The organism is Plantibacter sp. 2H11-2 (assembly GCF_050031945.1).
Taxonomy (GTDB): domain Bacteria; phylum Actinomycetota; class Actinomycetes; order Actinomycetales; family Microbacteriaceae; genus Plantibacter; species Plantibacter auratus.
In genome coordinates, this window is record NZ_JBNBBL010000006.1 from 1 (window position 1) to 24,315 (window position 24,315).

21 protein-coding genes are annotated in these 24,315 nt (G+C 69.5%); 13 read left to right on the forward strand and 8 right to left on the reverse strand.

The genetic code is table 11. The annotated features are described in order from the left end of the window. Positions 1-112 precede the first annotated feature (112 nt). Positions 113-1,612, forward strand: a complete 1,500-nt coding sequence (locus ACQG07_RS12700; protein ID WP_079002802.1) for a sensor histidine kinase — start codon at positions 113-115, stop codon at positions 1,610-1,612. 77 nt (positions 1,613-1,689) lie between these two features. Here the strand turns inward: ACQG07_RS12700 and ACQG07_RS12705 are convergent, their stop codons facing one another. After that, complete coding sequence (locus ACQG07_RS12705; protein ID WP_056012627.1) at positions 1,690-1,938, reverse strand: WhiB family transcriptional regulator; 249 nt, start codon at positions 1,936-1,938, stop codon at positions 1,690-1,692. A 193-nt stretch (positions 1,939-2,131) separates the two neighbouring features. On the opposite strand from ACQG07_RS12705, the gene ACQG07_RS12710 reads away from it, so the two are divergent. After that, positions 2,132-2,557 carry a hypothetical protein gene (locus ACQG07_RS12710; RefSeq protein ID WP_137243338.1) on the forward strand — a complete coding sequence of 142 codons (426 nt, stop codon included), beginning with the start codon at positions 2,132-2,134 and terminating at the stop codon, positions 2,555-2,557. A 41-nt stretch (positions 2,558-2,598) separates the two neighbouring features. Here the strand turns inward: ACQG07_RS12710 and bcp are convergent, their stop codons facing one another. Genes bcp through aroA form a run of 3 tightly spaced genes read right to left on the reverse strand, consistent with a single transcriptional unit; the run spans position 2,599 to position 5,507 of the window. Continuing rightward, entirely contained in the window at positions 2,599-3,078 is a 480-nt protein-coding gene (bcp, locus tag ACQG07_RS12715; protein WP_192006726.1) for a thioredoxin-dependent thiol peroxidase, read from the reverse strand. Positions 3,079-3,091: 13 nt separating this feature from the next. After that, positions 3,092-4,153, reverse strand: coding sequence for a ribosome small subunit-dependent GTPase A (rsgA, locus tag ACQG07_RS12720; protein ID WP_064295360.1), 1,062 nt, complete (start codon positions 4,151-4,153; stop codon positions 3,092-3,094). Positions 4,154-4,157: 4 nt separating this feature from the next. After that, the gene (gene aroA / locus ACQG07_RS12725; protein ID WP_426738462.1) at positions 4,158-5,507 is read right to left on the reverse strand and encodes a 3-phosphoshikimate 1-carboxyvinyltransferase; all 1,350 of its coding nucleotides are present in this window, start codon (positions 5,505-5,507) and stop codon (positions 4,158-4,160) included. A gap of 43 nt (positions 5,508-5,550) precedes the next feature. On the opposite strand from aroA, the gene ACQG07_RS12730 reads away from it, so the two are divergent. Beyond that, positions 5,551-6,240: a sigma-70 family RNA polymerase sigma factor gene (locus ACQG07_RS12730; protein WP_079707243.1), complete on the forward strand. Its 690-nt coding sequence runs from the start codon at positions 5,551-5,553 to the stop codon at positions 6,238-6,240. Then, the gene (locus ACQG07_RS12735) at positions 6,237-6,488 is read left to right on the forward strand and encodes a zf-HC2 domain-containing protein (RefSeq protein WP_079707242.1); all 252 of its coding nucleotides are present in this window, start codon (positions 6,237-6,239) and stop codon (positions 6,486-6,488) included. The genes ACQG07_RS12730 and ACQG07_RS12735 overlap by 4 nt, the downstream gene beginning before the upstream one ends. A 16-nt stretch (positions 6,489-6,504) precedes the next feature. On the opposite strand, the gene ACQG07_RS12740 is transcribed toward ACQG07_RS12735, so the two are convergent. Further along, positions 6,505-8,208, reverse strand: a complete 1,704-nt coding sequence (locus ACQG07_RS12740) for a cation:proton antiporter (RefSeq protein ID WP_085513347.1) — start codon at positions 8,206-8,208, stop codon at positions 6,505-6,507. Positions 8,209-8,344: 136 nt separating this feature from the next. Beyond that, complete coding sequence (locus ACQG07_RS12745) at positions 8,345-12,112, reverse strand: multifunctional oxoglutarate decarboxylase/oxoglutarate dehydrogenase thiamine pyrophosphate-binding subunit/dihydrolipoyllysine-residue succinyltransferase subunit (protein WP_426738463.1); 3,768 nt, start codon at positions 12,110-12,112, stop codon at positions 8,345-8,347. 134 nt (positions 12,113-12,246) lie between these two features. Here ACQG07_RS12745 and ACQG07_RS12750 point away from each other — a divergent pair, with 134 nt between their 5' ends. Both ACQG07_RS12750 and ACQG07_RS12755 read left to right on the forward strand, forming a co-directional pair. Then, positions 12,247-13,686 (forward strand): GuaB1 family IMP dehydrogenase-related protein, encoded by a 1,440-nt coding sequence (locus tag ACQG07_RS12750; protein WP_159879275.1) that lies wholly within the window; start codon positions 12,247-12,249, stop codon positions 13,684-13,686. Between the two features lie 48 nt (positions 13,687-13,734). After that, entirely contained in the window at positions 13,735-14,034 is a 300-nt protein-coding gene (locus ACQG07_RS12755) for a hypothetical protein (RefSeq protein ID WP_426738464.1), read from the forward strand. Between the two features lie 15 nt (positions 14,035-14,049). Here the strand turns inward: ACQG07_RS12755 and ACQG07_RS12760 are convergent, their stop codons facing one another. Further along, positions 14,050-14,895 (reverse strand): LysR substrate-binding domain-containing protein, encoded by an 846-nt coding sequence (locus ACQG07_RS12760; RefSeq protein ID WP_124770211.1) that lies wholly within the window; start codon positions 14,893-14,895, stop codon positions 14,050-14,052. A 203-nt stretch (positions 14,896-15,098) separates the two neighbouring features. On the opposite strand from ACQG07_RS12760, the gene ACQG07_RS12765 reads away from it, so the two are divergent. The 3 genes from ACQG07_RS12765 to ACQG07_RS12775 all read left to right on the forward strand — a co-directional run bounded on the left by ACQG07_RS12765 (position 15,099) and on the right by ACQG07_RS12775 (position 18,927). Next, positions 15,099-16,412, forward strand: a complete 1,314-nt coding sequence (locus tag ACQG07_RS12765) for an MFS transporter (protein WP_274500958.1) — start codon at positions 15,099-15,101, stop codon at positions 16,410-16,412. Positions 16,413-16,561: 149 nt separating this feature from the next. Then, a complete protein-coding gene (locus tag ACQG07_RS12770; RefSeq protein ID WP_137243333.1) occupies positions 16,562-17,881 on the forward strand; it encodes a hemolysin family protein in 1,320 nt (439 codons plus the stop codon). Then, positions 17,878-18,927, forward strand: coding sequence for a hemolysin family protein (locus ACQG07_RS12775; RefSeq protein WP_064295254.1), 1,050 nt, complete (start codon positions 17,878-17,880; stop codon positions 18,925-18,927). The genes ACQG07_RS12770 and ACQG07_RS12775 overlap by 4 nt, the downstream gene beginning before the upstream one ends. Before the next feature lie 77 nt (positions 18,928-19,004). On the opposite strand, the gene ACQG07_RS12780 is transcribed toward ACQG07_RS12775, so the two are convergent. Next, entirely contained in the window at positions 19,005-20,081 is a 1,077-nt protein-coding gene (locus ACQG07_RS12780; RefSeq protein WP_426738465.1) for an NADH:flavin oxidoreductase/NADH oxidase, read from the reverse strand. Positions 20,082-20,221: 140 nt separating this feature from the next. On the opposite strand from ACQG07_RS12780, the gene ACQG07_RS12785 reads away from it, so the two are divergent. From ACQG07_RS12785 to ACQG07_RS12800, 4 genes are all read left to right on the forward strand, one after another. Continuing rightward, positions 20,222-21,085, forward strand: a complete 864-nt coding sequence (locus tag ACQG07_RS12785; protein ID WP_426738466.1) for an ADP-dependent NAD(P)H-hydrate dehydratase — start codon at positions 20,222-20,224, stop codon at positions 21,083-21,085. A gap of 149 nt (positions 21,086-21,234) precedes the next feature. Further along, positions 21,235-21,762 carry an FMN-binding protein gene (locus tag ACQG07_RS12790; RefSeq protein WP_139382578.1) on the forward strand — a complete coding sequence of 176 codons (528 nt, stop codon included), beginning with the start codon at positions 21,235-21,237 and terminating at the stop codon, positions 21,760-21,762. 20 nt (positions 21,763-21,782) lie between these two features. After that, entirely contained in the window at positions 21,783-22,670 is an 888-nt protein-coding gene (locus ACQG07_RS12795) for an FAD:protein FMN transferase (RefSeq protein ID WP_426738467.1), read from the forward strand. A 58-nt stretch (positions 22,671-22,728) separates the two neighbouring features. Then, entirely contained in the window at positions 22,729-24,270 is a 1,542-nt protein-coding gene (locus tag ACQG07_RS12800) for an FAD-dependent oxidoreductase (RefSeq protein WP_159879267.1), read from the forward strand. The last annotated feature ends 45 nt before the right edge of the window (positions 24,271-24,315 follow it).

Sequence of the window (24,315 nt, forward strand, 5' to 3'; positions counted from 1 at the left end):
TAATTGTCGTCGGCAGCGTCAGATGTGTATAAGAGACAGCGCCTGCCTGACAGTGGTCGTCAGGGCACGCTCGGCGCACTCGGTGTCGGCCGGCCGAGCCTAGACTGGAATCGTGTCGACGCTCAGTGATCTCGTTCTCGCCCAGGGCCGCTCCAGTGCGGCCGACGTGGAGTGGCTGCACATGCTGCTCGCGGACAGCCAACTCCTCGCGGATCTGGCGTTCGCCGATATCGTCATCTGGGTACCGACCGATTCCGGCAGTTTCATAGCGGTCGCGCATTCGCGTCCGTCGAGTGCCGCGACACTCTTCTATCGCGACTTCGTCGGGCAATCCATCAAGCAGGAATGGCGCAAGCAGGTCACCGACTGTTTCGAGAGTGGACGGATCATCGAGTCGTCCGCACCGGACTGGTACGAAGAGACCCCGACCAGGGTTCGTGCCGTACCCGTCGCCCGGCGGATATCTCCGACCGAGACGACCAATGCCGACGGACCGATCGCGGTCATCACCCGCCACACCAATCTCGGTGAGGCTCGGACGCCCAGCCGCCAGGAACTCACGTTCAACGACTGCGCGAGCGACCTGTTCGAGATGATCGCGGTCGGCGACTTCCCGGATCTCGGAGCGCCGACCGGACCGCGCCGGGGCGCGCCGCGCGCGAGCGACGGCCTGATCCGTCTCGATGTCGACGGCACCGTCACGTTCGCCAGCCCCAACGCGCTCTCGGCCTTCAACCGGATCGGATTCGCCGAGGAACTCGAGGGCGAGTCGCTCGCGGACGTCACGACCCATCTGCTCTCCGGGACGGGGACCGTCACCGTCGACGAGTCCCTGCCACTCGTCGTCACCGGTCGGGCGCCGTGGCGGACCGACATCGAGGACAAGGGCGTGACGGTCTCCCTCCGGGCGATCCCGTTGCGGAGCCGCGGCGAGCGGGTCGGCGCGATCGTGCTCTGCCGCGACGTCAGCGAACTGCGTCACCAGGAGCAGGAACTCATCACCAAGGACGCGACGATCCGCGAGATCCACCACCGGGTGAAGAACAACCTCCAGACCGTCGCATCGCTCCTGCGGATCCAGGCCAGGCGGACGCACTCGGAGGACGCCCACGACGCCCTCACGCAGGCCATGCGGCGCGTGGCCGCCATCGCGGTCGTGCACGACACGCTGTCCGAGGGGCTCAATCAGAACGTCGACTTCGACGAGGTCTTCGAGCGCGTACTCCTGCTCATCGCCGAAGTGGCGAGCTCGCACAACACCACGGTCCGCCCGAAGTCCTCCGGCTCGTTCGGCGTGCTCCCGAGCGAGTACGCGACGCCACTCGCCCTCGCGCTCACCGAACTCGTCACCAACGCGGTGGAGCACGGCCTGAACGGCCGCGACGGCGACGTGGAGATCACGGCCGACCGCACGGACGAGCTGCTGAGCGTGCAGGTCCGCGACAACGGCGTGGGGCTCCCGGAGGGGAAGGTCGGGTCCGGTCTCGGCACCCAGATCGTGCGGACGCTCATCCAGGGTGAATTGGGTGGGACCATCGACTGGCACACGCTCATGGGGAGCGGAACCGAGGTCACGATCGCGATCCCGATGCGCTGGGTCGCCAAGAGCTGAGGTCCTGGTCGGTCACGAACGGCCGCAGACATGCGAGAACCCCGGGGCCGTTCGGCACCCGGGGTTCTCGTCTGCGACTAGGAGGCGCGGCGAGCGCGAGCAGCGCGACGCTTGAGGGCGCGACGCTCGTCTTCGCTGAGGCCGCCCCACACGCCGGAGTCCTGGCCGGTCTCGAGCGCGTACTGGAGGCACAGCTCCGTGACACTGCAGGTGGCGCACACGGCCTTCGCCTTGTCGATCTGATCGACCGCCGGACCGGTGTTCCCGACCGGGAAGAACAATTCCGGGTCGACGGTCAGGCAGGCAGCTTTATCGCGCCAATCCATAGGGGAGCTCCTTTTATTGCATGGTGAGATTTCTTCAACCGAGTGAGGGGTCTCGGGAAGCGAAAGCCGAAATGCGAGGGGGATGATCGTCCGGGATTCGGGATCTGTCCACACCCTCGTGGACCTCATGTCGGCCTCAAACATGGTTTCATATCGGTAAGAGCAAATCAATAGTCAAGTTTGGGTGAACCCTGTGAGTACCGATCGAAACGCCGCCTCCGCTCCGAACCCGGAGGAGCGTCGTCGTCCGGCGGTGCTGGCCTTCATCGTCCTGCTCGTCGCCGAGGCGCTGCTCATGATCGGGCTCTCGGCCTGGTTCCTCTTCGAGCTGGTCGCGGCGACGCCGGCCTCGTTCACGAGCGCGCTGGCGATCTTCGTGATCCTGCTCATCGCAACGGCGTTCGTCACGGCGCTCGCGCTCGGCGCGATCCGCGGACGGAGCTGGATCCGCGGGGGAGCGGTCACCTGGCAGCTCGTGCAGATCGCCGTCGCCGTCGGCGCGTTCCAAGGGGTCTTCGCGCAACCCGCGATCGGGTGGTTCCTGCTGCTGCCGTCGCTGGCCGTCCTCGGGCTCCTGTTCACGCCCGCGGTCGCCGCCGTGACCCGACGCGAGATCTGAGCGCAACGCGTCGGTCGTGATGGTCCAGCAGCGACGACGCGTCAGGCGTCGAGGCCGAGGGCCTTGCGGAGGCTCTTCACGTGGCCGGTGGCCTTGACGTTGTACCGGGCGAGGGTGAGGGTGCCCGTCTCGTCGATGACGAACGTCGAGCGGAGGACCCCCGTGACGATACGTCCGTACGAGTTCTTCTCACCGTAGGCTCCGTATGCCTGGTGGACCGTCAGCTCCGGGTCGCTGAGGAGCGGGAACGTGAGCCCGTCCTCCTCCTGGAAGGCCTTGAGCTTCTCGACGGAGTCCTTCGAGACGCCGAGCACCACGTACCCCGCACCGCCGAGCGATGCGAGGTTGTCGCGGAAGTCGCACGCCTGGGTGGTGCAGCCGGGCGTCATCGCGGCGGGGTAGAAGTAGAGGATCACCCGTCGTCCAGCGAAGTCGGACAGGGACACGCTGGCGCCGTCCTGGTCGGTGAGGGTGAACGCGGGGGCCGGGTCGCCGGCGGAGAGACGGAGGGGTTCAGGCATACCCCAAGCCTAGTCAGGAGTACTGGTCGGCTTTGATCGTCGCGAAGGTGCCCAGCAGCCGCTGGAGCGAGTCGAGGCGTGCCGGGCCGTTCTCCCCGAGCCGCCCCTCGGCGACGGCCTCGATGATCGCGCAGTCGGGGGCGTCGGGCAGATGGGTGCAGCCGCGTGGGCACTCGAGCGCGATCTCCGCGAGGTCGGTGAACGACTTCAGGATGTTGGCGGTGTCGACGTGTCCGAGACCGAACGATCGGACGCCCGGGGTGTCGATGACCCACCCGGATCCTCCGGGCGCCTCGATGCGCAGCGAGACGGTCGACGAGGAGGTGTGGCGGCCACGCCCGGTGACGACGTTCACATGCCCTGTGGCGCGCTCAGCGGTCGGGACGAGGGCGTTGACGAGGGTGGACTTGCCGACGCCCGAGTGGCCGACGAAGACCGTGTCGTGGCCGATGAGGGCCTCGGTGATCTCGGCCAGGGGGACGTCGTCCTCCCGGCTGCGGAACACGCGCAGGCCGAGCCCGGCGAAGTTCGCGAGGAACTCGTCGGGGTCCTGGAGGTCCGTCTTCGTGATGCAGAGGATCGGGGTGATCCCCGCGTCGTAGGCGGCGACGAGGTAACGGTCGACGAGTCGGGCCCGTGGTTCGGGGTTCGCCGCAGCCACGACGATGAGCATCTGGTCGGCGTTGGCGACGACGACGCGCTCCATGGCGTCGGTGTCGTCGCCACTGCGGCGGAGCAGCGTCGTGCGCGGCACGATCCGCACGATGCGCGACAGCGTGCCCTCGGCACCCGAGGTGTCGCCGACGACATCGACCCGGTCGCCGGTCACGATGGCCTGCTTACGGAGTTCGCGAGCGCGGGTCGACGTCAGGACGCGCTCCTCGGGCGTGCCTTCGTCGAGGAGCACGGTGTAGCGACCGCGGTCGACCGCGAGGACGCGTGCGGTCAGTGCATCGAGGTGCTCGGGCCGCGTCTTCGTCCGTGGGCGGTTCGCCTTCGGGTTCGGCCGCATCCTGATGCTCGACTCGTCGAGTTCCGGCTCGTCGTCGTCGACGCCGTCGTCCCACCAGCTCATCGGCTCAGCCCCCGAGCATCGCGTGCCACAGTTCGGTGAACTGCGGGAGCGTCTTCGCGGTCGTGGCGACGTTCTCGATGGTGACCCCGGGCACGACGAGACCGAGGATCGCTCCCGTGGTCGCCATGCGGTGGTCATGGTAGCTCGACCACTCGCCGCCGTGGAGGGGGCGCGGCTCGATGCGGAGACCGTCCGGCAGCTCCGTGACGGCGCCACCGAGCTTGTTGATCTCCGTCGCGAGGGCCGCGAGGCGGTCGGTCTCGTGGTGACGGATGTGCCCGATGCCCGTGATGGTCGACCGGCCGTCGGCGAGTGCCGCGAGCGCGGTGAGGGCGGGCGCGAGCTCACCGCCGGTGGTCAGGTCGAGGTCGACCGCGGTGATCCGCTCGCCGCCGGTGACGGTGAGGCGGTCGCCGTCCAGGGTGACCGTCGCGCCGAAGCGGGGCAGGAGGTCCGCCAGGTCGGCACCGACCTGGGTGGTGGAGGTGGGCCAGCCGCGGAGCGTGACGCTTCCGCCGGTGACGAGCGCCGCGGCGAGGAACGGTGCGGCGTTGGAGAGGTCGGGCTCGAGGTCGACGTCGAGCGCGGCGATCGTGCCGGGGGCGACGACCCACTCACCGACGGAGGGCTGTTCCACGGTGACCCCGCGGGCCGCGAGGGCCGCGATGGTCATCTCGATGTGCGGCAGGCTCGGCAGACGCTCGCCCTCGTGGACAAGGTGGAGACCCTGCTCGAAGCGGGCTGCGGCCAGCAGGAGGCCGGAAACGAACTGGCTCGACGACGACGCGTCGATCGTGAGCTTGCCACCCTTCACCGTGCCCGTGCCGTGCACCGTGAAGGGGAGCGCCTTCCGGCCGTCGTCGCTGATGTCGACGCCGAGCGCCTGGAGCGAGCCGATCATGGTGGCCATCGGCCGGTTCCTGGCCGAGGGGTCGGCGTCGAACACGGTCGGCCCGAGGGCGAGGGCGGCCAGCGGAGGAACGAACCGCATGACGGTGCCGGCGAGCCCGCACTCGACGGTCGTGCTGCCGAACAGCTCGCCCGGCGTCACGAGCCAGTCCTTGCCGAACGCGCCCGAGGCCGGGCGCTCGACGATGGTCGTCCCGAGTGCGCGGAGCGCCTCCACCATGTTGGTGCTGTCCATCGAGTGGAGCGGAGCACGGAGCAGCGACGGTCCGTCGGCCAGGGCGGCCAGGACGAGCTCGCGGTTCGTGAGGGATTTCGAGCCCGGGAGGGACACGGTCGCATCGACCGGCCCGTCCGCGACGGGCGCCGGCCAGGCGGCGTCGTCGTGCTCGGGTTCGGCATCGCCGTACACGTCGAAATCGGGTGCGGAATACGGATTGGTCAACATTGGTTCCAACAGTAGTCGGGGTCACGAGCAGAAGGAGGAACGGATGTCCACAGCGGTACTGGAACGACCGGTGACGGAGGCCGATCACGGTCGTCTGGCGCTGGCCGTAGACTGGCCGGTGATGACCTCCGTCGACCCAGAAGCCCTTCCGGCCGAGCCGGACCCCCGATCACTGTTCGAAGCACAGGCACTGCCGTTCATCGATCAGCTGTACGGCGCTGCCATGCGCATGACGAAGAACCCGTCGGATGCTCAGGACCTCGTCCAGGAGACGTTCGTCAAGGCCTTCGCCGCGTTCGCGCAGTTCGAACAGGGCACCAACCTGAAGGCGTGGCTCTACCGCATCCTCACGAACACGTACATCAACACGTATCGGAAGAAGCAGCGCGAGCCCTACCAGGGCACCATCGACGACCTCGAGGACTGGCAGTTGGGCGGCGCCGAGTCGATCAGCGCCACCTCCAGCCGCTCCGCCGAGGCCGAAGCGATCGATCACCTGCCGGACAGCGACGTGAAGAACGCGTTGCAGGCCATCCCGGAGGACTTCCGCCTCGCGGTGTACCTCGCCGACGTGGAGGGCTTCGCCTACCAGGAGATCGCCGACATCATGAAAACGCCCATCGGGACCGTGATGAGTCGTCTGCACCGTGGCCGACGACTCCTCCGCGACCTGTTGGCCGACTACGCCGAGTCGCGGGGGTTCACCGTGACGAAGCAGGGGAGCAAGAAATGAGCGACTGCGGCTGCGACAAGGCCAAGAAGGACCTCGAGGAGTACCTCCGTCACGAGGTGTGCACGACCGAAGCGGCCGACATCCGCGAGCACCTCGCGAACTGCCCGGAGTGTCAGAACGAGGCGCTCGTCGCCCAGACCCTCACGGAGGCCGTCCAGCGGGCGTGCAAGGAGACGGCACCCGAAGACCTGAAGAACCAGGTCCTGGCGTCGCTGCGGGCCACCCAGGCCACCCACGAGAGCGCCTGACGCCGGACCGACCGCATCAGCCTGCGCCGTCGAGTCGTGACTCCTCGACGTCCAGCATCCGCTGCGCCTTCGCCAGCACCTCGGAGGAGTAGCTGCCGGTCGCCCGCGCATCGAGGAGCGCATCGCGTTCGGCGTCGAGCACTCGGCGTCGCAATTGTCGGAACTGCTCGTGCGGGCCCACGCCGGCATCGGTGCGTTCCGCCGCCGACTCGACGCGGATGAGGCTGCTCGTGCGCACCCGGTCGACGACCGCGGAGTCGAACGGCTCCCCGCCGTCCGTGCGCAGCTGCGGGTCGTCGAGGGCGGCCACACCGACGGTCGAGATCTCCTCGACGAGACCGGCCAGCTCCGCCATCGCCGCCTGCTCGTCCGTCCCGCCGACCCGGGTCAGCCGGATGACGAGCGGGAGGGATCCGCCCTGGAGCAGGAGGGTGACGATCGCGACCGTGAAGGCGATGAGCACCAGCTCCGCCCGATACGGGGTGTCGAGTGGCAGCGACTGCGCGGCGGCGATCGTGACGACACCGCGCATCCCCGCCCAGGCGAGCACCGCGCCGCCCCGCCAGCCGAGTCCTTCACGTTGCAGGAAGTCCAGGTCGGCGCTCCGCCGGGCGATCGACCTCGAGAAGGCGGCTTTGCGCTTGGCCGATCGCGCGTTCTCCGTCGGATGCTCCTCGAGGCGTGCGGAGACCTGCTCCAGTCTCGGCCGCCGGGCGAGGGCCTCCCGTTCATCGCGTCGCAACGACCAGACGAGGACGCCGACGAACACGATGCGGACGACGATGAGGGTGATGGCGGTCAGCAACCCGAGGCCGATCGACGACCAGATGCCGAGGTCGTCCTGCTCCACCTGCGAGACGATGGCCTCGAGCTCGAGCCCCATGAGCAGGAACACGCCGTTCTCGAGGAGGAACTGCGTCGTCCGCCAGTTGATGCGCTCGCTGATGCGGTCCTGGGCGGTGAAGTACTTCGCGCTCTGATGCCCGGTGTAGAGCCCGGCGACCACGACCGACAGGACGCCTGAGGCGTGGAAGTGCTCGGCGGGCAGATACGCGATGAACGGCACGGCGAAGGAGATGACCGTCGTCAGGACCGGGTCGCCGAGGCGGGATCGGATCCGGACCGTGATGAACCCGACGACGATCCCGATCGCGATCGCGAGCGCCACGGCATAGGCGAAGTCGCCCAGGACACCCCACAACGAGACCGTCCCGGCGGTCGCGGCGATGGCGGAGCGCAGGAGGACGAGGGCCGAGGCGTCGTTTACGAGGCTCTCGCCCTCGAGGACGCTCACGAGTCGCGACGGCATGCCCAGCCGCTTGCCGATGGAGGTCGCGGCGACCGCGTCGGTCGGGCTGACGACGGCGCCGAGGGCGATGCCGGCGGCCAGGCTCAGGTCGGGGAGGATCGTCGACAGGATCCAGCCGATGAGGACCGACGACACCACGACGAGGACGACCGAGAGCCCGGAGATCGCCTTGAGGTTGCGGCGGAAGTCGACCAGCGGGACGTTGACGGCAGCCGAATAGAGGAGCGGCGGCAGCACGCCGGCGAGGATCCACTCCGGCTTTACCTCGACGTCCGGCACGAACGGCAGATAGCTGAGGGCGAGGCCGACCAGGACGAGGATGAGCGGGGCTGCCACGCGAAGCTTGTTCGCGAAGCGGGCCACCGCGACGATGGTCACCACCGCGACGACGGCGAGGAATGCGAAGTCCATGGCGTCAGCCTATTGGCGGTGGCTCACCGCCCACTCACGGATCGCTGTCGCCGTGCTGACCGCCCGCGTCCGGACGACGACGCAGACGACGACGACCGCCTGTCGGAACAGGCGGTCGTCGGTCGTGCGGCTGAGGTCAGAGCGACAGCGCGGTGCGGAGGAGCTCCGCCTGCTCGGCGGCGTGACGCTTCGCCGAACCCGTGGCGGGGGAGGCGGACGCGGTGCGCGACACGTTGCGGATCGTCCGACCCTCGAGGTGCTTGGCAGCCTCCAGGCAGATGAACGGCCACGCGCCCTGGTTCTCCGGCTCGTCCTGTACCCAGACCAGTTCGGCGTTCGGGTACTGCGCGACCACGGCGTTCAGCTCGGCCACCGGGACCGGGTAGAACTGCTCGACGCGGACGAGGGCGATCTCGTCGTTCGGCTGCTTCTGCAGCTCGCTGAGGAGGTCGTAGTGGATCTTCCCGGAGTGCAGGAGCACCCGCTTGACCGCGGCCTTGTCGGTGATCCGTGCGTCGTCGATCACCGGCTGGAAGCGGCCGGAGGTGAAGTCCGCCACCGGGCTGGTCGCGCCACGCAGACGCAGCATCGCCTTCGGGGTGAAGACGACGAGCGGCCGACGCGGGCGGGCGTACGCCTGGCGACGCAGGAGGTGGAAGTACGACGCGGGGGTCGACGGCCGTGCGACGGTCATGTTGTCCTCGGCGCAGAGCTGCAGGAACCGCTCGATCCGCGCGGACGAGTGGTCGGGGCCCTGGCCTTCGTAGCCGTGGGGGAGGAGGAGCGTGACACTCGACCGCTGCGACCACTTCTGCTCGGCGGAGGAGATGAACTCGTCGATGATCGTCTGCGCGCCGTTGGTGAAGTCGCCGAACTGCGCCTCCCACAGCACGAGCGCGTCGGCACGTTCGACCGAGTAGCCGTACTCGAAGCCCATGACCGCGTACTCGCTGAGGAGCGAGTCGTATATCCAGAAGCGGGCCTGGTTGTCGCTGAGGTTCGCGAGCGGCAGCCACTCCTGGCCGTTGACCCGGTCGTGGAGGACGGCGTGACGCTGCACGAAGGTGCCGCGGCGGGAGTCCTGTCCGGACATCCGCACCGGGGTGCCCTCGATGAGTACCGATCCGAGCGCGAGCAGTTCTCCGAAGCCCCAGTCGATGTTGCCGTTGCGGCTCATGTCGAGTCGCTTCTCGAGGAGCTGCTGCACCTTCGGGTGCACGGTGAACCCGGCCGGCTTGTTGTTGAACGCGTCGCCGATGAGCTGCACGACGCCTTCGGACACGCCGGTCGTCTCGAGTTCGCCGGAGTAGCCGTCCTCGTCGAGGACCTCGGTCGGGATCGGCGTCGGCGAGGTCTGCTCGGCGTGCGTCTCCATGAAGGCGCGTTCGAGGCGGTCCTGGAAGTCGCGGTGCGCGGCCTCGTACTCCTCCTCGGTGATGTCGCCACGGCCGACGAGCGCCTCGGTGTACAGCTTGCGGACGGAGCGCTTCGCCTCGATGAGGCTGTACATGAGCGGCTGCGTCATCGACGGGTCGTCGCCCTCGTTGTGGCCGCGTCGGCGGTAGCACACGAGGTCGATGACGACGTCGCGCTTGAACTCCTGGCGGTACTCGAAGGCGAGCTCCGCGACCCGCACGACGGCCTCGGGGTCGTCGCCGTTCACGTGGAAGATCGGCGCCTGGATGGTCTTCGCGACGTCGGTGTTGTAGATGGAGGAGCGGCCCTCGCCAGGAGGCGTGGTGAAGCCGACCTGGTTGTTGATGACGACGTGGACCGTACCGCCCGTGCGGTAGCCGCGGAGCTGGGACAACTGCATCGTCTCGAGGACGACGCCCTGCCCCGCCATCGCCGCGTCGCCGTGGATGAGGATCGGGAGGGTGCCGAACGCGCCGATCGGCCCGCGGTCCTGCTTCGCGCGGACGATGCCCTCGAGGACGCCGTTGACGGCCTCGAGGTGCGAGGGGTTCGCTGCCAGGTAGACCGGGATCTCGCGGCCGTCCTCGGCCTTGAAGGTGCCCTCGGTGCCGAGGTGGTACTTCACGTCGCCGGAACCGTGGCTCGCAGGGTCCTGCGTTCCCTCGAACTCGCGGAAGATCTGACCGTACGTCTTGCCGGCGATGTTCGTGAGGACGTTGAGGCGGCCGCGGTGGGCCATACCGATCGCGACCTCGTCGAGCTGGGCCTGCGACGCACCCTGGAGGATGGTGTCGAGGAGGGCGATGGTGGACTCGCCGCCCTCGAGGCTGAAGCGCTTCTGGCCGACGTACTTCGTCTGCAGGAAGGTCTCGAAGGCCTCGGCCTCGTTGAGCTTGCCGAGGATGCGCATCTGCTCGTCGTGCGTCGGCTTCTCGTACTTGCGCTCGACCTTGCTCTGGATCCACTTGCGCTGCGCGGGGTCCTGGATGTGCATGTACTCGATGCCCGTGGTGCGGCAGTACGAGTCGCGGAGGACGCCGAGGATGTCGCGCAGCTTGGCCGTGCGGGCCGAGCCGAAGGCGCCCGTGACGAACTCGCGGTCGAGGTCCCAGAAGGTCAAGCCGTGGGTCTCGATCTCGAGGTCGGGGTGCGAGCGCTGCACGTACTCCAGCGGGTCGATGTCGGCCATGAGGTGGCCGCGGACGCGGAACGCGTTGATGAGCTCCTGGACGCGGGCGGTCTTGTCGACGGCGTCGGCGAGGTCGACGCTGATGTCGGGCGACCAGTGGATCGGGTCGTACGGGATGCGGAGCGCGGCGAAGATGTCCTGGTAGAAGCTGCGGCTGCCGATGAGCAACTCGTGGACGACCTTGAGGAACTCGCCCGAGCCGGCACCCTGGATGACGCGGTGGTCGTAGGTGCTCGTGAGCGTGATCGTCTTGCCGATCGCCAGCTCGTTGAGCGTGCGCTCGGAGGCGCCCTGGAACTCGGCCGGGTACTCGAGGGCGCCGGCGCCGATGATGCAGCCCTGGCCCTTCATGAGACGGGGGACCGAGTGCACGGTCCCGATGCCACCGGGGTTCGTGAGCGAGATCGTGACGCCCTGGAAGTCGGCTCCGGTGAGCTTGCCCTTGCGGGCACGGGTCACGAGGTCCTCGTAGGCCGAGAGGTACTCGTTGAAGGTGAGGGTGTCGGCGCGCTTGATGCCCGGCACCATGAGGGCGCGGGAGCCGTCGGGCTTCGGGAGGTCGATGGCGATGCCGAGGTTGATGTGCGCCGGGGCGACGACCGTGGGCTTGCCGTCGGTCTCCTCGTAGTAGACGTTCTGGCTCGGGAAGTCCTTCAACGCCTGGATGAGGGCCCAGCCGATGAGGTGGGTGAAGCTGACCTTGCCGCCTCTTGCGCGCTTCAGGTGGTTGTTGATGACGATGCGGTTGTCGATCATCAGCTTCGCCGGGATGGTGCGCACGCTCGTCGCGGTCGGGACCGTCAGGCTCGCGTCCATGTTGGTGGCGAGCGACTTGGCCATGCCCTTCAGCACGGTGACCTTGTCGACGTCCTCCGGAGCGGGTTCGGTCTGGTCGCTCTTCGGCTGCTGGACCTGGTTCGGGCTCGTCATCGGGGCGTCGGCCGGGATCGGGGCCGGCTTCGCCTGGACCGAGGTGGTGCGGGCGACCGGCTGCGCGCCGATGACCTGGATCGGGGCCGTCGGCGGGTTGACCCGGGCCGCCTCGTCCGCCGCCGCAGGCGCTGGGGCCGACGCCGTGGCGCCGGCAGCTGCCGCACCGTCGTCCGACTGGCCGCCCGTCGTTCCCTGGGCTGCGCCGTTCACCGGCCGGTAGTGCTCGAGGATCGGCCACCAGGAGCGGTCCACGGAATCCTTGTCGACGAGGTACTGCTCGTACATCTCGTCGACGAGCCATTCATTGGCTCCGAATTCGTTCGTTGCGCCGTCATCGGCGCCCACTCCGGTCATCTGGCTCGACACCGTCGATCGCCCACTCTCTCCGTTGAATTCTCACTGTTTGCAGGCAGGGAACATGCCCGCACGATCCAGTCATCAAGCCTAAACCCATTCCGTCGCCGGTGCGGCTCGGACGCCGGTCGGGATACGGTGTTCTCATGCGGTTCATCGGTGAGATTCCCAGCCACGACCTGACGTACTCGGACGTGTTCCTCGTCCCCAGCCGCTCCGGGATCACGAGTCGACTCGACGTCGACCTGGCTCCGGACGACGGCACCGGCGCCACGATCCCGATCGTCTCCGCCAACATGAACTCCGTCACCGGGCCACGCCTCGCGGCGGCACTGGCGCGGCGCGGCGGACTCGGCGTCCTGCCGCAGGACATGCCGCTCCAAGAGCTCGACGCGGCGATCCGCTGGGTCAAGGAGCAGCCGGTCGCCTTCGACACCCCGCTGATCATGCGCGCCGATCAGACCGCGGCCGACGCCCTGCGCCTCATCCCCGCGGTCGCCGGTCACGGCATCGTGCTCCACGACGAGCGCGACGCCTTCGCCGGCTGCATCCCGGCCGCACGTCTCGCCACGGCGCTGCCCGACGCACGGCTCGGCGACCTCGCTCGCGGGTCGCTCGCCTCGATCGACGCCGACGACGTGACCGGTGGCCGGGCCGCGTTCGACCTCATGGTCGCCGCCGACCTCGAGTTCGCGCCCGTGCTGCACCACGGCGCTGTCGTCGGCACCCTCAGCCGGACGAGCGCGCTCCGGTCGACCATCTACACGCCGGCGCTCGACGCGTCGGGCCGACTGCGGGTCGCCGCGGCGATCGGCATCAACGGCGATGTCGCCGTGAAGGCGCGGGCGCTCGCCGCCGCCGGGGTGGACGTCCTCGTGATCGACACCGCCCACGGGCACCAGGAGGGCATGCTCCGGGCGATCGCGGCCGTCCGTGCCCTCGGTCTCGGCCTCCCGATCGTCGCCGGCAACGTCGTGTCCGCCGTCGCGGTGCAGGACCTCGTCGACGCCGGTGCGGACATCCTCAAGGTCGGTGTCGGACCCGGTGCGATGTGCACCACGCGGATGATGACGGCGGTCGGGCGTCCGCAGTTCTCGGCCGTGCTCGAGACGGCCGCGACCGCCCGCGCGCTCGGCGCGAAGGTCTGGGCGGACGGTGGTGTCCGCTACCCCCGCGACGTCGCCCTCGCCCTCGCGGCCGGCGCGTCCTCGGTCATGATCGGTTCCTGGTTCGCCGGCACGATCGAAGCCCCCGGTGAACTGCAGCGCGCCGCCGACGGGTCGCTCTACAAGGAGAGCTGGGGCATGGCGTCGACCAAGGCCGTGCACGAGCGCTTCGGCCGACTCGACCCGTTCGAACTCGCGCGGAAGACGCTCTTCGCCGAGGGCATCTCGTCCTCCCGCATCACGATCGATCCGCTCCGGCCCTCGGTCGAGGACCTCCTCGACATGATCACCGCCGGGGTGCGCTCGTCGTTCACCTACGCGGGTGCCGACTCGGTCCCCGGCTTCCACGAGCGCGCCATCGTCGGCGTCCAGTCGGCCGCCGGGTACGAGGAGGGCAAGGCGCTGCCCGTCTCCTGGTGAGCCGCGGTGCTGGTGCGGCTCGCACGACCGCGGTGGGATGATGGGCCCATGGTGGTGAACGGTGGGACGCACGGGTTCGGTGTCGGCATGCAGGTCCTCGTGCTCGTGGACCCGGGATCCGATCCCTCGACGGGGGAGCGTGCCTCCGGGGTCATCGTCGCACCCGGCCGCCAGCGTGCCGCGGCGTTCGTGTCGGTGTGGACCGAACAGCTGACGACCTGGATCGTCGAGTTCGACGAACCCTTCACGCCGTCCGACGGCAGCGGCCCGCACGAATCGGCCGAGGTCCGCGAGACCTACCTCATCCCCGCACCCTTCGCCGAGGCGTCGGAGTCCGTCGACGCCTGACCGCCGCGTGCTCGTTCAGGCGAGCGACCGGTCCATGATGGCCGAGGAGAGCGCCTCCACCGGGCCGGCCGCCGCCAACGGGTTCGCGAGCAGGGTGAAGTCGACGCCGCCCAGGGTCGGGAGTTCCAGCCGGTTGCTGAGCATGACGAGGTCGCTCGGGATCAGGCTGCGCGGGAAGACCGCGACACCGAGCCCGGCCCGCACCGCCGCGAGCACGCCGTTCACCTCACGGGTGCTGCAGGTGATCCGCCAGGTGCGCCCGGCGTCCTCCAGGGCGTCGATCGCCAGCTGCCGGGAGAGACTCGGGTCCTGATAGGCGATGAGGGGGACGGGCTGGCCCGGCTCGATCGTGGTCTTCTCGAGACCGACCCAGACCATCGAGTCGGTCCGCACGAGCTTGCCCTCGTTCTGGCCGGGGTGCATCTTGATGAAGATGAGGTCGAGGGCGCCCGCCTTCAGCCGACGGTAGAGCGGCCCGCTCTGGTTCACGGTGAGTTCGAGGTTCAGCTGCGGGTGACCCTGACGGAAGTGCCGCAGGATCCGGGGGAGCTGGGTCATCGCGAGGTCGTCGGCGGCCCCGAAGCGGAGGCGACCGCTCATCGCCGAGCCGGTGAAGTAGCTCTCCGCCGAGGCGTGTGCAGCGAGGATGGTGCGCGCGAACCCGGCCATCGCGTCACCGTTGTCGGTCAGGCGGACCGCTCTCGTGTCCCGGACGACGAGCCACCGGCCGGCAGCCTCCTCGAGCCGTCGGATCTGCTGACTGACCGTCGGCTGGCTCAACCCGAGCTGCGCGGCGGCGCGCGTGAAGTTCTTCGTCTCGGCGACGGCCAGGAAGGTGCGCAGCAGGGCGGGGTCGAACATGCGTGAGCCGATCATTCGGGAATCGAATAGGACTGATAGGGATCATCCTGCTCGGAAATGGTCGCGTCGGCAATAGCGTGGAAGGGAGCCGACGGCCTCCGCGGCTCCACCCATACGACACGCACTCGACATACGAAACGCTGGCCCTCTCCGTGACCCCTCCATCCGACACCGCCGTCGCTCCACCACCGCCCACCGCCCCCATGCCGATCGTGGGGGAGCGTCCCGCCTGGCGGGACACCTTCTCCTCGCTCCGCGTCCCGAACTTCCGACTCTTCACGATCGGGCACATCGTCGCGACGACCGCGATCGGGATGCAGCGCATCGCGCAGGACTGGCTCGTCCTCGAGCTCTCCGGCAGCGTCGCCGCCGTCGGGATCACGGTCGCCATGCAGTTCGCGCCCATGCTGCTGTTCGGACTGCTCGGCGGCGTGATCGCGGACCGCTACTCCAAGCGCGTGCTGCTCATGATCACGCAGTCGCTCGCCGCCGTCCTCGCGGTCGCGCTGTCGATCCTGACGCTCAGCGGCGCGGTCGAGGTGTGGCACATCTACGTCATCGCCTTCATGCTCGGTCTCGTCACCGTCGTCGACAACCCGGCGAGGCAGGTGTTCGTGAACGAGCTCGTGGGCCCGGCGAGACTGCGGAACGCCATCAGCCTCAACTCCGCCGTCTTCCAGCTCGGCCAGCTCGTCGGTCCGGCCGTCGGTGGTGTCCTCATCACCGCCGTCGGTTCCGGGTGGTCCTTCGCGATCAACGCCCTCGCCTGCTCCGGCGTCGTGCTCACCCTGGCGCTCATGCGTGTCTCGGAACTCGTCCCGACGCCGGTCGTCGCGAAGGCGAAGGGCCAGCTCAAGGAGGGACTCGGGTACGCCATGCGGAAGCCGGCCATCCGGTGGACGGTCATCATGGTCGCGTTCATGTCGGTGTTCGCGTTCAACCTGCCGGTCCTGCTCGCCGCCTACGCCTCGGACGTCTTCGACATCGGCGCGAGCGGCTACGGGTTCCTCAACGCCCTCGTCGCCGTCGGCGCGCTGACCGGTGCACTCGCGTCGACGCGGCGCGGGGGTGTGGACCTGCGCATCGTGATCGTCGCGGCGGCGGCGGTCGGCGTCCTGCAGGCGGCCGCCGGGGCGATGCCCGTGCTCCTCCCCTTCGCCCTCCTGCTCGTCGCGGGCGGGGTCGCGAACCTCCTCTTCATCACGGCGGCGAACTCACTCGTCCAGCTGTCGTCCAACATGGCGATCCGTGGCCGGGTGATGTCGCTGTACATCCTGGTGCTGCTCGGCGGACAGTCGATCGGCGGTCCGCTCATGGGGTGGCTCGTCGAGGTCGCCGGGGCACACGTGGGCATGATCGTCTCGGGTGGGGTCCCGGCGCTCGCCGCGGCGTGCATCGGCGTGCGGTTCCTCCTCCTGCGGCGTCGGAAGCGTCGCGCGGCCGAGGAGCGCCGGCGTCTCGCGGACGCTGAGAAGAACCCCGGAAATCCGGGGTCCACAGCCGCGGATGTCCGATAGACTCGTCCGCACAATGGACGACCCTCCTTCAGACAGATCCCCCGGCCACCATCCCAGCCCCGTGCTGACCCGATCACGGGCGACGACCGCCCACCCGGGCGACGGAACCCCCACTCCGGCATCGACCGCTCAGCACGGACGGGATCGTCATGTCTGAGTGGATCATGCTCGGCGTCGGCCTCGTACTGACCATCGGGACGGGCTTCTTCGTCGCCTCCGAGTTCGCGCTCGTGAACCTCGACCGCGCCGACCTCGAGGCCCGCCGCGACCGTGGCGAGACCCGCCTGACGATGACGATCGCAGCGCTCAAGATCACCTCGACGCACCTGTCGAGCGCGCAGCTCGGGATCACCCTGACCACGCTCCTCACCGGGTACACCATGGAGCCGGCGCTGTCGTCGATGCTCGCCGGTCCACTCGGCTCCATCGGGATCCCCGAGGGCGTCGTCGCCGTCGTAGCGACGATCGTCGCGATCACCCTCGCCACCCTGCTCAGCATGATCATCGGCGAGCTCGTCCCGAAGAACTTCGCGCTCGCGCTGCCCCGACAGACGGCCAAGTTCGTCGTCCCGTTCCAGACGGCCTTCACCTGGGTGTTCAAGCCCGCCATCGTCGTCCTCAACGGCAGCGCCAACGGCTTGCTGCGGTCGATGGGCATCGAGCCCAAGGAGGAGCTGTCGGGAGCCCGGACGGCCGAGGAGCTGTCGTCCCTCGTGCGTCGATCGGCGCTCGAGGGCACACTCGAGGCCGACACCGCGACCCTGCTCAACCGCACCCTCCGCTTCTCGAGCCACGATGCGTCGGACGTCATGACGCCCAGGCCGCGCATCGCGTCGATCCAGCGCGGCGAACCCGCCCAGGCGGTGCTCGCCCTCGCGAGGTCGACCGGCCACTCGCGCTTCCCGGTCACCGATGCCGACGTCGACGACATCACCGGTGTCGTGCATGTGAAGCAGGCCATCGCGGTCCCGCGCGACCGACGCGGCGAGGTGCCCGTCTCGGCCCTGCAGTCGCCGGCCCTGCGCGTCCCCGAGACGATGAAGCTGGACGTACTGCTCTCGCAGCTGCGCGGACGCGGCTACCAGATGGCCGTCGTGGTCGACGAGTACGGCGGCACCGCCGGCGTGACCACCCTCGAGGACCTCGTCGAGGAACTCGTGGGCGAGGTCGCCGACGAGCACGACCGTTCGCGTGCCGGGGTGGTCCGCGGACGCGACTCCACGACCTTCCCGGGCAGCCTCCGTCCCGACGAGCTCCTCGAGCGCGCCGGCGTGCGTGTCCCCGAAGACGGTCCGTACGAGACGGTCGCGGGCTACGTCATGAGCGAACTCGGACGACTCGCGGTCTCAGGCGACGAGCTCGAGCTCGAGGACGGCACGCTCCGCGTGGAGCGACTCGACGGCCGACGGATCGATCGGATCCGATTCACCCCGAGACCCGTCGTGTCGGAGGACGGTGGTGACGTATGAGCGACTGGGCAGGAATCGCCTGGCTCGTGGTGCTGCTGCTCGCGAACGCCTTCTTCGTCGGCGCCGAGTTCGCGGTCATCTCCGCGCGTCGGTCGCAGATCGAACCCCTCGCCGAGCAGGGGAGCCGGAGCGCCAAGACCGCGCTGTGGGCCATGGAACACGCCACGCTCATGTTGGCGACGAGTCAGTTGGGCATCACCGTCTGCTCGCTGCTCATCCTGAACGTCTCCGAGCCGGCGATCCACCACCTGCTGGAGGTGCCGTTGGCGCTCACCGGCTGGCCCGAGGAGACCATCGGTACGGTGGCGTTCATCATCGCGCTGCTGCTCGTCTCCTACCTCCACGTGGTCTTCGGCGAGATGGTCCCGAAGAACCTCTCCTTCTCGATCCCGGATCGTGCGGTCCTGCTGCTCGCTCCGCCGCTCGTCTTCGTGGCGCGCGTCTTCCGTCCGATCATCGTGTCCCTCAACGCGACCGCGAACGCCGTCCTCCGTCTGTTCCGGGTGGAGCCGAAGAACGAGGCTGCGAGCGCGTTCACGCTGGACGAGGTGGCGACCATCGTCGACCAGTCCACCCGCGAGGGTGTGCTCACCGACTCGACGGGTGCGCTCGTGGCGGCGTTCGAATTCACCGAGAAGAAGGTCCACGACGTTGCCCTGCCGCTCGGGAGCCTCATCACGCTGACGGAGGAGGCCACCCCCTCGGACGTGGAGCGCGCGGTGGCGAAGTACGGCTACTCGCGGTACGTGATCGTCGACGACGAGTCGGTGCCGATCGGCTACCTGCACCTGAAGGACGTCCTGCGGTACGACGACCTCGACGGCAGTGGCGACGAGGAGCGCCCGGTGCCCGCGAAGCACATCAGGCAGCTGGTGTCGGTGTTCGAGGACTCGGACGTCGAGGACGCGCTGACCACGATGCGCCGCTCGGGAGCCCACGTCGCCCGGGTGTTCGACGAAGCGGGCGCCACCACCGGGGTCCTCTTCCTCGAGGACATCATCGAGGAACTCGTCGGAGAGGTCCAGGACGCCACCCGGCGTCGCTGATCGGACGGCTGAGCGCTGACACGACGACGGCCCGCACGCGCGATCGCGTGCGGGCCGTCGTCGTGTCGGGGTCGCGCTCAGGAGCGCGGCTTGGCCCGCTCGTACTGGCCCGGCCAGGCCACCTCCACGCCGAGCTCCGTGGCGGCGCGCAGCGCGAAGTGCGGATCACGGAGCGCCTCGCGGGCGACCATGACCGCCTCCGCCTGCCCGTCGGCGACGATGGCCGCGGCCTGCTGGGCGTCGGTGATGAGCCCGACGGCGCTCGTGTCGACACCCGTCGACCCGATGTGCGCCGCGAACGGGACCTGGTAGCCGGGGGACAGCGGGATGCGGACGCCGCCGACGGCTCCGCCGGTGGAGATGTCGAAGAAGTCGGCGCCGCGCTCGGCGCACCAGGCGGCGACGGTCGCGGTCTGGTGTTCGTCCCATCCGTCGTCCACCCAGTCCGTGGCCGAGAACCGGACGAACAACGGCAGACCGGCCGGGAGGACCTCGCGCACCGCATCGACGACCCGCAGGAGGAGCTTGGCCCGGTTCTCGAGCGAGCCGCCGTAGCCGTCCTCGCGGTGGTTGACGAGCGGGGAGAGGAACTGGTGCAGCAGGTAGCCGTGCGCGGCGTGGAGTTCGATCACCTGGAAGCCGGCGTCGACCGACCGGACGGCCGCCGCCCGGAAGTCGTCGACGACGCGGTCGATGCCCTCATCGTCGAGGGCTTCCGGGACCGCGTAGCCCGGGAAGGCCTCGGGCGACGGGGCGACGGTCGACCAGCCGCCGTCCTCGATCGGGACGCTGCCCTGACCGTCGGTGCCCCAGGGGGCGAACGTGGAGGCCTTCCGGCCGGCGTGCGCGAGCTGGATGCCGGGCACGGAACCCTGCTCGGTGATGAACGCGGTGATCCGTCGCCAGGCGTCGCGCTGTTCGTCGTTCCAGATGCCTGCGTCCTGGGGCGAGATCCGGGCCTCGGGGCTGATCGCAGCCGCCTCCGAGATGACGAGGCCGAAGCCGCCCGCCGCGAACTGGCCGAGGTGCACGAGGTGCCAGTCGGTCGGGACGCCGTCCTGGGCGGCGACGCTGTACTGGCACATCGGGGCGATCCACAGGCGGTTGGGGATGGTGAGGTCGCGGATGGTGATCGGATCGAACAGCTGGGGCACGGAACTCCTCGGGTCTCGGGGCGACGGGAGTCGCCACCCGGCCCAACGTTCCGGAATGCGTTCGGATTCCCGCCTGCAGGATGACCGACGATGGACGGCTCAGCGTCAGTCCGCCGCGACGACTGGCCTAGGGTGATGGCATGGCCGAACCGCGACTCTGGACCCCTGCCGACGCACGCGACTGGATCGCCGTGCCCGACGCCGAATCGGACAAGTACTCCCGGGGCGTCCTCGGCGTCGTGACCGGGTCGGACCGCTACCCGGGTGCCGCCGTGATCGGCGTCGAGGCGGCGATCCGCACCGGCGTCGGCATGGTCCGGTACCTCGGTGCGGACCGACCGGCGAACCTCTTGCTGCAGCGCCGCCCCGAGATCGTGACGGCGGAGGGGCGCGTGCAGGCGTGGCTCATCGGCTCCGGCATGGACCCCGGCAAGCTGACCCGAGAGGAGAGCTCCCTGCTCGACGCCGCCCTGCACGGGGGCGAGCCGGTCGTCGCCGATGCCGGTTCACTCCGTCGCGTCGCCGCAGGTGCCCACCAGCGGGCGTTCGGTGTCGACGAGTCGTGGCGCATCGTGGCCACGCCCCACGTCGGTGAACTGGCGACCATGTTGAGCGGCCTGGGGAGCCCGGCCGAGGTCGAGGCCATCCGTGCCGACCCGGTGTCGTACGCGGCCGACGTCGCCGCCCGCCTCGGCATCGTCGTGGTGCTGAAGGGCGGCACGACCCACGTGGTCGCGCCGGACGGCGACGCCATCACGGTCTCCGGCGGATCGCCCTGGCTCGCGACCGCCGGCACCGGCGACGCCCTGGCCGGGATCATCGGTGCGCTCGTCGCCACGAACGCCGAGCGCGTGCTCGCCGACCCCGGCTGCCTGGCGAGTGTCGCCGCCAGCGGGGTGCTGCTGCACGCGGCTGCCGGGGATACCGCGGCGGCCGAGGGCCCGCTGGCCGCGCTCGACGTGGCCGAAGCGGTGCGCGGTGTCGTCGGTGGTCTCCTGCGCTGAACGATCGTTCATCGGTGGACGAAGGACAACTCCCAGAACGCTCATAGCTCGCCCATAGGGAAGCTCAGGACACTGGTGCCACCGCGGCGGAGACCTCGCCACGGCGGCCGCCGCACCGCGGCCCACACATCGCCCGAGGAGATTGAACGATGCGCAACCCCACCACCACCCAGCCTCCCGTCCGCACGCCACGCCTGTCCGTGGCGGCGAAGAAGACGACCTTCGCAGCCCTGACCGGCCTCACCCTCGTCGGCAGCCTGGCCGGTTGCTCGGCGGCCGACGCCGGCAGCTCGACCACGACCACGTCTCCCGAGACGAAGAGCACGGCGGCGCCGGAGGCGACCACCTCCACCGACGCTGCAGCGGGCTCCGGCGCCACCGACTACCAGGACGGCTCGTACACCGCGGACGGCAGCTACCAGTCGCCGAACGGCACCGAGTCGATCACGGTGACCGTCACCCTCGCCGAGGACAAGGTCACGGCGGTCGACGTCGTCTCGCACGCCGAGAGCGCGAACAGCAAGCGCTACCAGGCGGAGTTCATCTCCGGGATCGCAGCCGAGGTGGTCGGCAAGGACATCGACAGCCTCAAGGTCTCCAAGGTCGCCGGTTCCTCGCTCACGAGCGGCGGCTTCAACGCGGCCATCGACACGATCAAGACCGAAGCGAAGGGCTGAGCCGCGGGGCCGGACCGACGATGAGCGAGACGACACTGCGCTTCGAGGCGATCGGCACCGGATGGGAGCTCGATACGGCGCTCCCGCTCGAGCCTGAGACCGTTGAGGCCGTCGCCGCGTGCATCGACCGGTTCGACCTGACCTGGTCGAGGTTCCGGGACGACGCGTTCATCGCGCGGTTCGCCGCCGGCCCGGTCTCGACCGCCTTCCCCGATGACGCGCGCGAGGATGCGGTCGCACTGCTCGACACGTACCGTCGTCTGCACGATGCCACCGCCGGGGCCGTGACGCCGTTCATCGGCACCTCGCTCGAACGGCTCGGCTACGACGCCTCCTACTCGCTCGTCCCCCAGGGCCCGGCGGTCGCCGCCCCGCACTGGGACGACGTGGCCCGGTGGGACGGCGAGGTGCTCGAGACGAGCCTCCCGCTCGTGATCGACATCGGTGCGGCCGGCAAGGGGCGGCTCGTCGACCTCGTCGCGGACCTCCTCCGCAGCCACGGCCACGAGTCCTTCACGGTCGACGCCTCGGGCGACCTGCGTCACGAGCACGGGTCCCGCGCGGCGGACCCGCTCCGTATCGCGCTCGAGCATCCGTACGATCCCAGTAAGGCCATCGGGGTCGCGACGATCGACGACGGAGCCCTGTGCGCCTCCGCGACCAATCGTCGTGCCTGGGGCGACGGGCTCCACCACGTCATCGACGGCCGGACCGGCGAACCGACGAGGACCGTCGCGGCGACCTGGGTCACCGCCCCGGACGCTATGGTCGCCGACGGACTGGCCACCGCGCTGTTCTTCACCGACCACGAGACCCTGGCGGAGGCGTTCACCTTCGAGAGCGTCCGCCTGTTCACGACCGGTCTCACCGACCGGTCCGTCGGGTTCCCCGGCGAACTCTTCACCTGAGTCACGCGCCACAGGGCCTGAGCCCGGACGGCACCATCTCCCAGAAAGCAGACCGCACATGAACGGCCGCACCGGCTCCTTCTTCGGCACCGTCCTCGGGCGGGTCACCATGTACCGCCTCGTGACGCTGTCACTCGGCACCCTCGCGATCTACGCCTTCGTGCTGTCGCTGTTCGGGCAGGTGTTCTACAAGCCGCTCGAGCTCCTCGCCACCCTGGCAACGCTGCTCGTCGTCGGCTACCTGACGAACCGCCTGTTCGGCGCGCTGTTCCAGGTGCAGCCGCACAGCGAGTCGTCCGTCATCACCTCCCTCCTGCTGTTCTTCATCCTGTGGCCGACGAGCGAGCCCACCGCGCTGGCCTGGATCGCCCTCGCCGCCACGGTCGCCTCGGCGTCGAAGTACCTGCTCGCGATCCGGGGCCGACACGTCCTCAACCCGGCGGCCATCGCCGCACTCGTGATGAGTGTGCTGGCGAGCTACGTCACCCTCCCCGGCGTGTCACCGTCGGTCTGGTGGGTCGCCAACCCGTGGCTGCTGCCCGGTGTCGTCATCCTCGGCGGCCTCGTCCTCATCCGGACGAAGCGACTCACGATGGCACTCGTCTTCATCGTGCTCTCCTGGGCACTCGTCACCGTCCGGCTCGTCACCGGTGGTCAAGAGCTGGGACCGGCACTGCTGGCTCCGCTCACGTCCTACCCGATCCTCTTCCTCGCCGCGTTCATGCTCACCGAGCCGCTCACGCTTCCACCGCGGCGCTGGCAGCAGCTCGCCGAGGCGGCGATCGTCGCGGCGCTGTTCTCCATCCCGTTCACGCTCGGCCAGGTGGCGTCGACCCCCGAGCTCGCGCTCATCGTGGGCAACGTGCTGGCGTTCATCGTCGCCCGTCGTCGGGGGATGCGACTGACGCTCGAAGGCACCCGCGCGCTCACCCCGACGGCGGTCGAGTACCGGTTCAGCTCGAAGCGGTCGATCCCGTTCGCGGCCGGCCAGTACCTCGAGCTGTCGCTGCCGCACCGCGGAGCCGACGTCCGCGGCTCGAGGCGCGTCTTCAGCATCTCCTCGCCACCCGACGACGACCGTACGATCCGCGTGGCCATGCGTGTGCCCGAGCGGGCCAGTAGCTTCAAGCGGGCGCTGAACGCGCTGCCGGTCGGCGCGAGCCTCTCGGCGACCGGCGTGTGGGGCGACTTCGTCCTGCCGAAGGACACGAGCAAGCCGATCCTGCTCCTCGCCGCCGGGATCGGGATCACCCCGTTCGTCAGCCAGCTCTCCCGACTGCACCTCCGTGCCGACCAGCGCGACGTCGTCCTCGTCTACGTCGTGTCCGACCCGCAGGAGCTCGCCTACGCGGCCGAGCTCGAGACCTGGGGGACACCGGTGCTCGTCGTGGGACCGACGGACGACGTCCGGCTGCCGGACGGCTGGCGTGGTCTCGGACCCGGGCGCCTCGACCACGAGCGCCTCGCCGAGGCCGTCCCCGACCTTGCCGAACGAGAGGTCTTCATCTCCGGTCCGCCCGCGATGATCGAGGCCCTGAAGCCAGCCCTGCGCGGGATCGGCGTCGGACACGTCCGTACCGACGCCTTCAGCGGGTACTGATCAGCAGGCTCGCGGACCCGACCCGCTCGGGCGTCGAGCGAGTGG